The sequence below is a fragment of the Vreelandella profundi genome (genome assembly GCF_019722725.1).
GTDB lineage: Bacteria > Pseudomonadota > Gammaproteobacteria > Pseudomonadales > Halomonadaceae > Vreelandella > Vreelandella profundi.
Window position 1 is genome coordinate 240,715 of record NZ_CP077941.1, and the last position, 11,753, is coordinate 252,467.

Annotated in this window: 14 protein-coding genes and 1 other RNA gene; 7 read left to right on the forward strand and 8 right to left on the reverse strand. The window is 52.2% G+C overall.

From position 1 onward, the window contains the following. Positions 1-351 precede the first annotated feature (351 nt). A complete protein-coding gene (locus KUO20_RS01145) occupies positions 352-558 on the forward strand; it encodes a cold-shock protein (RefSeq protein WP_007111857.1) in 207 nt (68 codons plus the stop codon). A gap of 220 nt (positions 559-778) precedes the next feature. Next, positions 779-1,177 (forward strand): lysozyme inhibitor LprI family protein, encoded by a 399-nt coding sequence (locus KUO20_RS01150; RefSeq protein ID WP_235041106.1) that lies wholly within the window; start codon positions 779-781, stop codon positions 1,175-1,177. A 223-nt stretch (positions 1,178-1,400) separates the two neighbouring features. Here the strand turns inward: KUO20_RS01150 and KUO20_RS01155 are convergent, their stop codons facing one another. The 6 genes from KUO20_RS01155 to smpB form a co-directional block, all read right to left on the reverse strand. Continuing rightward, positions 1,401-1,721 (reverse strand): addiction module antidote protein, encoded by a 321-nt coding sequence (locus tag KUO20_RS01155; protein WP_235041107.1) that lies wholly within the window; start codon positions 1,719-1,721, stop codon positions 1,401-1,403. Then, a complete protein-coding gene (locus KUO20_RS01160) occupies positions 1,718-2,050 on the reverse strand; it encodes a type II toxin-antitoxin system RelE/ParE family toxin (protein WP_235041108.1) in 333 nt (110 codons plus the stop codon). The genes KUO20_RS01155 and KUO20_RS01160 overlap by 4 nt, the downstream gene beginning before the upstream one ends. Positions 2,051-2,262: 212 nt before the next feature. Then, positions 2,263-2,388 (reverse strand): hypothetical protein, encoded by a 126-nt coding sequence (locus KUO20_RS16755; protein WP_273543244.1) that lies wholly within the window; start codon positions 2,386-2,388, stop codon positions 2,263-2,265. Positions 2,389-2,592: 204 nt separating this feature from the next. Continuing rightward, the gene (locus tag KUO20_RS01165) at positions 2,593-3,114 is read right to left on the reverse strand and encodes a DUF4760 domain-containing protein (protein ID WP_235041109.1); all 522 of its coding nucleotides are present in this window, start codon (positions 3,112-3,114) and stop codon (positions 2,593-2,595) included. Between the two features lie 1,050 nt (positions 3,115-4,164). After that, positions 4,165-4,543: a transfer-messenger RNA gene (gene ssrA / locus KUO20_RS01170) on the reverse strand. Between the two features lie 45 nt (positions 4,544-4,588). Then, on the reverse strand, positions 4,589-5,080 hold the full coding sequence (smpB, locus tag KUO20_RS01175) for an SsrA-binding protein SmpB (protein ID WP_235041110.1): 492 nt from the start codon (positions 5,078-5,080) through the stop codon (positions 4,589-4,591). A 125-nt stretch (positions 5,081-5,205) separates the two neighbouring features. Here smpB and KUO20_RS01180 point away from each other — a divergent pair, with 125 nt between their 5' ends. Together KUO20_RS01180 and KUO20_RS01185 are read left to right on the forward strand one after the other, a co-directional pair. Beyond that, positions 5,206-5,640: a type II toxin-antitoxin system RatA family toxin gene (locus KUO20_RS01180; RefSeq protein ID WP_235041111.1), complete on the forward strand. Its 435-nt coding sequence runs from the start codon at positions 5,206-5,208 to the stop codon at positions 5,638-5,640. Further along, a complete protein-coding gene (locus KUO20_RS01185; RefSeq protein ID WP_235041112.1) occupies positions 5,630-5,965 on the forward strand; it encodes an RnfH family protein in 336 nt (111 codons plus the stop codon). The genes KUO20_RS01180 and KUO20_RS01185 overlap by 11 nt, the downstream gene beginning before the upstream one ends. Here KUO20_RS01185 and KUO20_RS01190 read toward each other — a convergent pair. Next, positions 5,954-6,412, reverse strand: a complete 459-nt coding sequence (locus KUO20_RS01190) for an outer membrane protein assembly factor BamE (protein WP_235042393.1) — start codon at positions 6,410-6,412, stop codon at positions 5,954-5,956. The two genes, KUO20_RS01185 and KUO20_RS01190, sit on opposite strands and share 12 nt — an antisense overlap. A gap of 72 nt (positions 6,413-6,484) precedes the next feature. Here KUO20_RS01190 and fur point away from each other — a divergent pair, with 72 nt between their 5' ends. Beyond that, positions 6,485-6,937: a ferric iron uptake transcriptional regulator gene (gene fur / locus KUO20_RS01195; RefSeq protein ID WP_096276274.1), complete on the forward strand. Its 453-nt coding sequence runs from the start codon at positions 6,485-6,487 to the stop codon at positions 6,935-6,937. 181 nt (positions 6,938-7,118) lie between these two features. Here the strand turns inward: fur and recN are convergent, their stop codons facing one another. Further along, complete coding sequence (gene recN / locus KUO20_RS01200; protein ID WP_235041113.1) at positions 7,119-8,792, reverse strand: DNA repair protein RecN; 1,674 nt, start codon at positions 8,790-8,792, stop codon at positions 7,119-7,121. A 198-nt stretch (positions 8,793-8,990) separates the two neighbouring features. On the opposite strand from recN, the gene grpE reads away from it, so the two are divergent. Further along, positions 8,991-9,632: a nucleotide exchange factor GrpE gene (gene grpE / locus KUO20_RS01205; RefSeq protein WP_235041114.1), complete on the forward strand. Its 642-nt coding sequence runs from the start codon at positions 8,991-8,993 to the stop codon at positions 9,630-9,632. 137 nt (positions 9,633-9,769) lie between these two features. Then, positions 9,770-11,704: a molecular chaperone DnaK gene (gene dnaK / locus KUO20_RS01210; protein WP_235041115.1), complete on the forward strand. Its 1,935-nt coding sequence runs from the start codon at positions 9,770-9,772 to the stop codon at positions 11,702-11,704. Positions 11,705-11,753: the final 49 nt, after the last annotated feature.

Below are 11,753 nucleotides of genomic sequence, written 5' to 3' on the forward strand. Positions count from 1 at the left end.
GTTCAAGACCTCTTCCTGAGTACCTCCCCGACCGCGAATGACGCGGGGTTCGTCGGGTCAGTAAAACGCGCTAGGCGATCGGATTAATAGTGCCCGGCTCACTGGCAAGATTACTGCTATTTTTATGTCTTTGCTCTTTTTTGCTGCTGTCGTCAGAAAGAAAAAGCTGAAAGGCTTTGACCTAGCTGGATATCCGTGGCAAGGTATGCGCAGTAAGTTAGCAAGCAGCATGGTTCCAGAAACATTCGAATTCTTTCGGTAGTCTGTAATTGTATTCCTTGTTCTACTCACTATTTATCTGGGTAATACCAGGATTTTTACAATTCGCAAATTGCGAAAAGGATTTATAACATGGCAACTGGCACAGTTAAGTGGTTCAACGATTCTAAAGGTTTTGGTTTCATTGCTCCGTCTGACGGCAGTGACGACGTTTTTGCTCATTTTTCTGAAATTCAGTCTGATGGCTTCAAAACCCTTCCAGAAGGTGCTAACGTTTCTTTTGACGTTACCCAGGGTCAGAAAGGCCTTCAAGCTTCAAACATCAAGCTGCTTTCTTAATCCTAGCTAGCTAGTGATTATGTAAGTGTTCGAATCTTTTAGATTCGATAATCGGGCCCCACTTCGGTGGGGCCCGATGCGTTTGTGTGTATCTAAAAATAATTTCTTTTCCATTCTGCAATGCCGCTCCTCTAAGATTAGAATTGATAAAGTGCTGAGGTCGATGCCTTGACTTGGCTAGCATTCATTTTATTTATGATCAGACATAAGGGGTATCACTATGCGTTTATCGCCACTCTTTCTTGGTATGGGCTTATTGATCGCAAGCGGTTTCGCGACGGCCAGCGAAGGGTGCGAGAGCCCTACCACGCAGCTGGAAATGACCGAGTGCTCGGCGCAAGCCTATGGAGCAGCCGATACGGAGCTGAATGAGTCCTACCAGATGCTTGTTAGCCAGCTGAAAGATAATGCGCCCGCGTTAGAAAAGCTGAGGACTGCGCAGCGAGCATGGATTGGTTTCCGCGACGCTGAGTGCGCATTTGAAAGCAGCGCCGTTGAGGGTGGTAGCGCACAGCCGATGGTACGCAATGGATGCCTTGAAAAGGTGACTGCGGCACGCATAGAAAGGCTGCATGAGTACGCTAGTTGCGAGGAAGGGGATCTAAGCTGCTCGCACTGAGTGAGTGCTTCAGCGTGGTGGATGATGATTCTCAGAAGCGACAAAAGCACCCGAGGGTGCTTTGTTGAAGGAGTGTCTGGTGGAGGCGGCGTTCCGTGCAAAGTTATACGGTTTCAAAAGTGCCCCCAATTATGCCCCTTCTTTAGGGCGCTACTATGTTTAACCCGTGCTTTGAGCCCAAGTACGGCATTGAGAAGAGTTTTTCTCAATGAGTGGCCGCCTTTTATCCTGCTATTGGCTCTGGGTTATGGTGCGTCAGGTCGTGAAAGTGAATGCCTGTTGCTTTGATAACGGCGGTCATCGTTCGTAACGTTGGATTGCCCTTAGGGGATAGTGCCCGGTACAAGCTTTCGCGTGACACCTTGGCACGTTCCGCAATAGCGGCCACACCACCTTGGGCTTCAACAACATGGCGTAGCGCCATGAGAAAGGCCGATTCGCCTCCCTCTTCGTCCAGTTCATCAAAGGCGATGCGCAAATAGTCCAGCGCCATATTGGGATCGTCGCGCAGCATATCGACAACAGCAGTATCGTGGCTTTTCATGTCCGTGCTCTCCTTCGGTGGTCGATTAAAAACGCCTTGGCTTGCTCTATGTCGGCTTGCTGGCGTTTCTTGGTTCCCCCGGCTAATAACATCACCATACGGCGGCCTACCTTGGCGTAATAAACGCGGTAGCCCGGCCCGTAATCAATCCGTAGCTCTAGCACACCATCGCCCACCGCTTTGGCATCGCCTGCATTGCCTGCGGCTAGTCGGTTAAGGCGTGTCAACACTCGCATTGCGGCCATTCTGTCTTTAGCTTTTACGGCGCTCAACCATGCCTGGAATGGGTCATGACCGTCAGCGGTCAGGTAGTGCGTAAGCTCTATCATCGGCTCATTGTAGCTTAAAAGCTACAATGGTGGCATCAAGCTCCCAAGACAATTTTATAAAGCCCTTGTTTGGCAATAAAAGGGCTGTGGCGCTTCGTGCTGGCTGGCCAACAAGCCGCAGATTTTGTGCCCTGTCTGTTGCCGCATCGCTGCATGCCCCTGGTAGTGCAGTGCCCAAGCTGCTCAATTATCTGCATTAAACCGTGACAAAATTACAGTAACGCCAGCAGCTTGCCGGGCATGGCCAGGTTGCGCCGTTGGTTATGTTGGGTTGGGTTGTTGTATTGCGTACCCCCGGTGTCAGCCAGCGGGCGGCGCTTAATCTGGGAGCGTTGCATGCTTGTAATGCCTCTGGCTCACAATATCGCAAAGCATGCATACAGGCATACAAGCTGCGCAATGCTGTATGGGGGGGCAGTTCACGGGGCGGGCTTTTCAGTGTCATTCAGACCAATGTGGAAGCATCTGAATTAAGGTAGGAGGTGGAGGGAATTGAAACCTAACTTTTTCCTTATATATTAATGTCTTAACCTATTTTTTGCCTAACTGTTGACTGGCGATAACTTATTTCTACTTTTTAAGGGGGCTTTTTGCCATCTTAAACTAAGCCATTCGAATTCTTGATAGGCCGTAGGTGAAGTCTTGCGTACACCTCTAATAAACTGCTGTGAACGTTCGTAAGTCTTTACAAACGTTGAATATTGAGATTTTTTGACCATTCTCTCATCATAGATCTTTTCCTGGATGCCAACGCTAAGCCTTTCAAAATGGTTAAGGAGGTAGCGTAAATCCTGAGCGTCCTGATCATCAGCTTTGTTTTCAAGGCCTAGAGTGAGCATATTAGTATTTTCACAGCTATCCAATTGGCGCAATCGCTGTATGCATTTTTCTAGGCGCGCGTCAGTGCGTAGCTCCATTAAGTATTCAGCGGTTTGCTTTTTTTTTGCGGTGGCTTTGACGCTTATAACTGAAGCAGTAGCTATGGCTATCCCAACAGCAGTAAGGATTGCTTGTAGCCTTGCTGCGGTGAACCAATCAATGAAATTGCTAAACCATTCTGGCACTTTAAATATCCAAGCAAGGTTCTGTGAAACGAAAAGGAGGTGCCGAGGCACCTCCTTGTTAGCTTAGCTAATTGATTAGACGCATGATGGCATGTTACAGCCCATCATTTTCGTCGAGAATTTTTGCGATAGACGCTGTGCAATTGGGTAGGGTTTTCATGATTACGACTCCTTAGTGATATAGGTAACTTCTAAAGTTACGCTGATCTACGTCAGCTACGACACCTATTTGCGTAACGAGTTTCTACCATTTCGGGTACTCAAGCTACACAGACCGTGTAAAAAGACTTTACATCAAAAATGAACGTTATGCGAAATAAGTTACGTTAATTCTTAGGTGCTGTCTGTATATGTTACGTCTGCACAATGTAATTGGTTCCCTTATGTTGTGTATTTATACAGCTTGTATCATCTATATTACCTTTCATTTTACTCCGTAATAGGCTGCCGTAGCTAGCATTCCAGCTTGGCTGGTAGCGGTGGGTATCCACCCTGCATAGATCCTTGCAGTAGTCACCACACTAGCATGCCCCATCTGCTTAGATGCCCATGCTAGCGCCCCGCCTGCACTGACCATCATGCTTGAGTAGGTGTGGTGGGTTTGGTAGGGGCGCCGGTGCCGGACGCCGGCGCTTTAGTACGTGGGTCCATAGCGTTTTGCGTATCGTCTTGTAGCCGCCTGTCTGCGGCTCGCCGGTGCGTGGGTTAATTAACACGAGGCCGCTGGTGTGAGGGTCTTTTTTCAAGGCCTCAGGCGCGCGGGAATAGGTCGATCTTGTGCGGGTGCTGGCGGTGGTCTTGGTAGTTGCTGCCTCTCATCTGGGTGTCTGGGTGAAGGAGGCTTGTAGCCGTTTTTGTCGCCAGTCGATATCCCCACCCAAGGGCCATTAGTTCTGAGGTGCGCAGGCCTGTCCAGAATGCGCGCTAACTCAGTGGCACACTGTCGCTTGACAGGATTGTCAGGGTCGCGGCTTGTCTACATTTTATTCTGTATGCCCAAACTACAGGCACAAAAAAAGCACCCGAGGGTGCTTTTGTCGAAGGAGTGTCTGGTGGAGGCGGCGGGAATTGAACCCGCGTCCGCCAGCACGCGCCTATTGGCTCTACATGCTTAGATTCCGTCATTTAGTTTAGCGCGACTGACTCCGACGGTCAGGATTCAGCAACGCGAGCCTTCTAAAGTTTAACGGTTGGCGAGAAGACACCACCAGCCGCGGTCCTATCAGCTTTGGCTCATATCCCCGCAGAGATGAATAGGCACATCACCTTGGGGCCAGACAAGAAGCTAACAGTTTAAGCTGCTAGCGCGCCTTGAGCGTAGTTTTCGTCATTTGCGACTATTTTTTCGTGATGTGGGATTTACGAGATACATCACGCTCTCGGCATGCACCGCAAGGGTTGTCACCGGCGTCGAAACCATGTCGCCCCCTTATTACAGGTGAGCATTCTAACGTGCTCACTTCCAATTGACCAGTTATGCCTTGGTATGTTCCCGCATGATTCGCCCTTTTTGACGATTCCAGTCGCGATCTTTTTCAGTGGCGCGCTTGTCGTGCAGCTGTTTACCAGTCACGAGCGCCAGTTCGCACTTCACCTTGTTACGTGTCCAGTAAAGCTTTAAGGGCACGCAGGTGTGGCCTTTGTCCTGGGTGATCGAAAAGATTTTGGCAATCTCTTTGCGATGCAGCAGCAGTTTGCGGGTACGCGTTGGGTCAGCAATTTCGTGAGTGCTGGTGGTATTGAGCGGCATGAAATGGCTACCCAATAGGAACGCTTCGCCGTTACGCACCAAGATGTAGGTGTCGGTGAGCTGGGCTTTTCCTGCGCGCAGGCTTTTGACTTCCCAACCAGCCAGCACTAATCCTGCCTCGAAGGTCTCGTCGATATGGTATTCAAACCGCGCCTTCTTGTTCTGGGCGATAACGCCGCTGCCAGATACTTTGCTTTTACCTTTCTTAGTGGCCATGGAACCTCATATTTAATCTGTCAGTGGCATCCCCTTCGTTATTGGGGGAGGCGTGATACCATTTAAGATCTGAAAAATATTTCCCATGATACGCTTTGGGCACTGTGAAGTCAGCGGAGAGGTCAATGCCAACCGTCAATCGTTCCGCCTTAGTGCGGCACACCCCCCAGAAAATGTTCGATCTAGTCAACGACTTTGAGCGCTACCCTGAGTTTTTACCAGGGTGCCGTCAAGCGCGTCTGGTAGAGCATGATGATGTGCATCTCATCGGCGAAATGACCCTTGGTCGCGCCGGTGTTGAACAAACGATTACCACCCGTAATGATCTTTTCGAGCCTGAGCGGATAGAAATGTCGCTAGTAAAAGGACCGTTTAAGCAGCTCAAAGGTCGCTGGATGTTTACTCCTATGGGGGAGGGCGCCTGTAAAGTCAGCCTGGAAATGGAATTCGAATTTGCCAACCGGTTTTTAGGCATGGCCTTTGGAAAGATCTTTCAACAAATAGCGGGGCAGCTCGTTGATGCCTTCACCAAGCGCGCTAACGAGCTATATGGCCGCTGAAACGCTCACGGTTGAAGTAGCCTATGCCTTGCCGCACAAGCAGCGCCTGGTGGCTCTACGGGTGCCTGAGGGAACCACTGCGCGCCAAGCCGTTGAGCGTGCCGATTTGCCCGCGCTGTTTCCCGAGCTGCCCAGCGACACGTTCGCACAAGCGCCGCTGGGTATTTTCGGTAAAGCGCTGCGCAGCCCCGAAAGCCAAGCCCTGCGTGAGGGCGATCGGGTCGAGGTATATCGGCCACTGGCGATCGACCCTAAGGCGGCTCGCCTAGAGCGCGCAAAGCGCCAAGCGAGCGACCAGGGCGCTATCCCCGCATCAAAGCGGTGAGGCGGGCTGCGTGCTTATGGGGGCTACGTTTGGCGTGCTTTCATCAGGCTGCATAAGCATGGGGTTAGACCCTTCGGTTGCGGGCCCCATGTTGCTTTCCACGTCTATTGGCAGCTTTTTGGACAAATCACCTTCTTGCTCAATGTTTGCTAGACGGCCCTGTGGATCGAAAGCAAGGGTGACGCGGCGCTGCTCGACATCGCCATAGGCTTTGTCTACGCGGTATACATAGTCCCATTGGTTAGCGTCGAAGGGCGCTTCCAGCAAGGGTCTGCCCATCACATAAACTACCTGTTCTTGGGTCATGCCCGGCTGAAGCTGGCTGACCATCTCTTGGGTGACCAGGTTGCCTTGGGGGATGTCGCGCTTGTAAACGCCGACGTAGCTGCAGCCACTAACAACGGTAAGGGCGACGGAAAGTGTGATGATTCGAGTCAATTTTTGCATTTGGGCCTGTTCTTCACTATCGTGGTTTCGGTTGATCATACCCGACCTAACCTGTTACTGCGAAGAGCGACCATGGCCGATCAGAACCATGAATTACGCAAAGCCGGTCTGAAAGTGACCCTGCCGCGCGTCAAGATACTTCAAATTCTCGAAAATGTTTCGGGCCAACACCACCTCAGCGCTGAAGAAGTGTACAAAACACTGATTGATGCGGGCGAAGACGTTGGCTTGGCAACCGTGTACCGCGTATTGACTCAATTTGAGTCGGCGGGCTTGGTTATTCGTCATAATTTTGACGGAGGCCACGCGGTATTTGAGATGACTCAAGAGGACCATCATGATCATATGGTGTGCCTTGAAAGCGGCGAAATCATTGAATTTGTAGATGAAATCATTGAGCGTCGTCAGCAAGAGATTGCCGAAGAGCATGGCTACGAGTTAGTAGATCATGCGCTGGTGCTTTATGTTCGCCCGCGCGGGTCTGACGTAACGCGCCAGGACAGTGGCCCGACGAATAGAAAATAATATTCGTAGGTCGGATCTGTTTGTGAAGAGAAAGCACAAGCGCCCTGCCTATTTGGTCGAATTCCCTAAGCATGGAATTCGCCAAGTAGGCAGGGCGCTTTCTTGTTTGTGTAGATTGTTTGTGCAGATTGTTTGTGTAAAGCGTCGCGCTAATGTTGAAAAATGCGTCCGGTTTAAAAAATTAGTGCGGCGGACGCTGGCTGGCGTGAAGCATCTCGCGGGCGTGTGCGAGCGTTTGATCAGAGAGCGTGACACCGCCAAGCATGCGCGCTAGCTCGCTGATACGGCCGCGTTCATCGAGCAGTGCCATTTGAGTGAGAGTGGTGTCGCGTTTTGCCTGCTTTTCGATATGCAAGTGTTGATGCGCCTGTGCCGCCACCTGGGGCAGGTGAGTAACAGTCATTACCTGGCCGTTTTGGCCTAGCTTGCGCAGCAGTTGACCCACAATTTCTGCGGTGGCGCCCGAAATTCCTACGTCTACTTCATCAAACACTAGGCTAGGCACGGTTGAGTGCGTTGCGGCAACCACTTGGATCGCCAAGCTAATCCGCGATAGCTCACCACCGGAGGCCACTTTGGTAAGCGGTCTCGCGGGCTGGCCTGGGTTGGCGCTGATCAAAAACTGCACGCGGTCCAGGCCTTCTGGGCTGGGCGCGTCTTTCGCAATGACGTCTACTTCAAAGCGCGCTTTGCCCATGGCTAAGTAGCCCAGCTGCTGCTGGACCTCTTTGCCCAGGCGAAGCGCGGCTTTTTGACGGCTATCGCTAATTTTCTTGGCTTCTAGGCGATAGCGCTCACGATATTCGACGACTTGAGCGCTTAGGGCTTCAAGATCATTGCCACCTTCATTGAGCTGTGCAACGTCTCGCTGTAAATCAGCATGCAGGGCGCAGAGCTCTTCAGGGGCAACATGGTGTTTGCGGGCAATCCGATGGACGTCGGTCATTCTTTCCTCGACCCAGACGAGCCGTTCAGGGTCTAGCTCGGTGGTGCTGGCGAGGCGATTTAGCTCGCTAGACGCTTCTTCTACCTGAATACGCGCGTCGCTGAGCATGGCGAGCGTATTGGCCAAGGTGCCTTTGTCGCTGCCTGGCAGCGCGCTTAAATGTGCGAAGGCTTGATTTAACAATGACAGCGCGCCGCTTTCATCACCGGCGCAGCAGTCGGCGGCAAATTGCGTTTCGCGCAGGGTTTCTTCGGCATGGGCGAGCGTGTGCTGCTCTTCTTCTAAGGTTGCCAGCTCACCTTCCGCTAACGCCAGCTGGTCGAGCTCTTCAACTTGATAGCGCAGTAGCTGGCGTTTGGCCTCTACTTCACTGCCTTTTTCGCTGAGTTTTTTAAGCTGGCGGCGCGCGTTGCGCCACTCACGAAACGTCTCCGCTAATTGAGAGGTTGCGCTATTTAATCCGGCATAATCATCCAGCAAAGCCAGATGCGTCTCTTCGCGCATTAGCGCATGGTGAGCGTGCTGTCCGTGTATTTGGATAAGCTGCTCGCCGAGCGATTTTAGATCCGAGATAGTGGCGGGATGACCATTGATCCATGCTTTGGAGCGACCGCTGGCGGTCACAACGCGACGCAGCAAGCACTCGTCAGAAGGGAGGTCGCGTGTGGTTAGCCACTCAATGGCGGCGGGCAGGTGCTGAATGTCAAAGCGTGCAGAGAGGTCGGTGCGTTCGCGTCCGTGGCGCACGCTGCCAGCATCGGCACGTTCGCCCAGGCACAGCCCGAGGGCGCCTAAGAGAATCGATTTGCCCGCCCCGGTTTCCCCGGTAATGGCAGTCATGCCACCGGTTAAGTCGAGCTCTAAGTGATCGACAATGGCGAAATCTTGAATAGCTAGCTGAGTGAGCATGACGCCTCCTGAGGCGGTATGGCGCAGAAGCTGGATACTTATCCAATAGTTGTTGATTTATACAGTAGTTAATAACTCACTTCAATGCACCTCTTGAGATGGCGTTTATGGCCCCCATATAGCGTGCATAGCTAATTATGAACTTGTCTCTTTGCGCGCAACTCGGTGTAGAAGCGCCTTACTTTTTAGGAGCACAACATGGCGAAAGAACCGCAAACTCCATTGGATGACGAACTGAACCGCCACGAGCATGAAGCAGACGGCGCTGAACAGGCGGCTGAAAAAGCCGCCGAAGAGCGCTTGCTGGAAGGCGAGCTGGAAGGGCTGATTAACGACGAAGAGCCGTTAGACGGCAGTCTTGATAACCCTGAAGCTGAAATGCTAGCCGCTAAGGTCGATGAGCTAGAGCAAAGCTTAGCCGAGGCTAAAGACCAGGCGCTGCGCGCCGCTGCCGAAGCGCAAAACGTTCGTCGTCGTGCCGAGCAAGAAGCCGACAAAGCCCGCAAGTTCGCGCTCGAAAAATTTGTCAAAGAGCTGCTGCCAGTGGTGGATAGCCTTGAGAAAGCGCTGGAAAACATGGAAGAAGGTGCATCTGATGTGCACCGTGAAGGCGTGTCCATGACGTTAAGAATGCAGCTGGATGCGCTCAATAAGTTTGGCGTTGAGAGCATTGAGCCCCATGGCGAGCCTTTCGACCCTCAGATGCATGAGGCGATGGCCATGGTGCCCAATCCGGAGCTTGATCCTAATACCGTGATGGATGTCATGCAGAAGGGTTATTTGCTTAACGGACGCCTTGTGCGCCCGGCGATGGTCATCGTGAGCCAGAAAGCCAATTAAGCAATTGGCGACACAAGGTGTGAAAAAAACCCCTTGAAAAACTAGCGGCGGCCCCCAGATATAGGGCAACCCCGCGGGGAAACCCGCAGTTATGTTTTAATTTTTTGTTTATAACTACCAAATTCGAGGTTATTGCTATGGGACGTATTATTGGTATCGACCTGGGCACCACCAACTCTTGTGTGGCCGTGCTTGATGGTGACAGCGCTAAAGTTATTGAAAATGCTGAAGGCGGCCGTACTACGCCTTCTATCATCGCCTATACCGACGATGGTGAAACGCTGGTCGGTCAGGCCGCCAAGCGTCAAGCAGTTACCAACCCAGAAAATACGCTGTACGCCATTAAGCGTCTGATTGGCCGTCGTTTTAAAGACGACGTTGTCCAGAAAGACATCAAAATGGTGCCTTACAAAATCGCCGAAGCAGACAACGGTGATGCGTGGGTTGAAGTAAAAGGCAAAAAAATGGCACCCCCGCAGGTTAGTGCGGAAGTGCTGAAGAAAATGAAAAAGACCGCCGAAGACTACCTGGGCGAAGCAGTGACCGAAGCGGTTATTACCGTACCGGCCTACTTTAACGACAGCCAGCGCCAGGCGACTAAAGATGCCGGCCGCATCGCGGGTCTAGACGTTAAGCGCATTATCAACGAGCCGACCGCTGCCGCACTGGCCTACGGTATGGACAAATCGCGCGGCGACAAAACCATCGCGGTTTATGACCTGGGTGGCGGTACTTTCGATATTTCTATCATCGAAATTGCTGATGTTGACGGCGAAACTCAGTTTGAAGTGTTGGCCACCAACGGCGACACCTTCCTGGGCGGCGAAGATTTCGACTTGGCGCTGATTAACTACTTGGTTGACCAGTTCAAAGCGGATAGCGGTATTAATCTTTCCGGCGACAACCTCGCTATGCAGCGCCTGAAAGAAGCGGCTGAGAAAGCTAAAATTGAGCTGTCTAGCGCGCAACATACCGACGTCAACCTGCCGTACATCACGGCTGATAACACCGGCCCGAAACACCTTAACGTTAAAGTGACACGCGCTAAGCTTGAGTCGCTGGTAGAAGATCTGGTTCAGCGTTCGCTTGAGCCGTGCAAAATGGCGCTGAAAGACGCTGGTTTGTCCGCTTCTGAAATCGACGAGGTCATCTTGGTCGGTGGCCAGACGCGTATGCCGATGGTGCAGAAGAAAGCCGCTGACTTCTTTGGTAAAGAAGCCCGCAAAGACGTTAACCCTGACGAAGCGGTTGCCGTAGGTGCAGCGATTCAGGGCGGCGTATTGGGCGGCGACGTTAAAGATGTACTGCTGCTTGACGTGACGCCGCTGACCCTGGGTATCGAAACCCTGGGTGGCGTAATGACGCCGCTGATCGATAAGAACACCACTATCCCGACCAAGAAGACGCAAACCTTCTCGACCGCGGATGACAACCAAACGGCGGTGACTATTCACGCCGTGCAGGGTGAGCGTAAACAGGTCTCGCAGAACAAATCGCTGGGTCGTTTTGACCTTGCCGACATTCCGCCTGCACCGCGCGGCGTGCCGCAGATCGAAGTCGCTTTTGACTTGGATGCTAACGGTATCCTCAACGTGTCGGCGAAAGACAAGGCGACGGGTAAAGAGCAGTCCATCATTATCAAGGCCTCTAGCGGCTTGTCAGATGAAGAAGTCGAGCAAATGGTGCGCGACGCTGAAGCACACGCGGAAGAGGACAAAAAGTTCGAAACGCTAGTGCAGCTGCGCAACCAGGCTGATGGCATGATTCACGCCACGCGCAAAACGTTGGAAGAAGCTGGTGATAAAGCGACTGATGACGAGAAGCAGGCCATCGAGACCGCTATCACTGAGCTGGAAGAAGCCGTCAAAGGCGACGATGTCGATAACATTCAGAAGAAGCTGGATGCGCTGACCGAAGCCTCTGGCCAGCTAGCTCAGAAGATGTACGCCGAGCAGGCAGAAGCGGCGCAGCAAGAGGGCGGTGAAGGCGCTGAAAATGCCAGCACCAAGCCGGAAGATGATGTCGTTGATGCCGAGTATGAAGAAGTTAACGACGATCAGAAAAAGCCGTAAGTAACGTCTTTCTGACAAGCAGTGCGGTGACGCGGGAGCCTACTCCCGC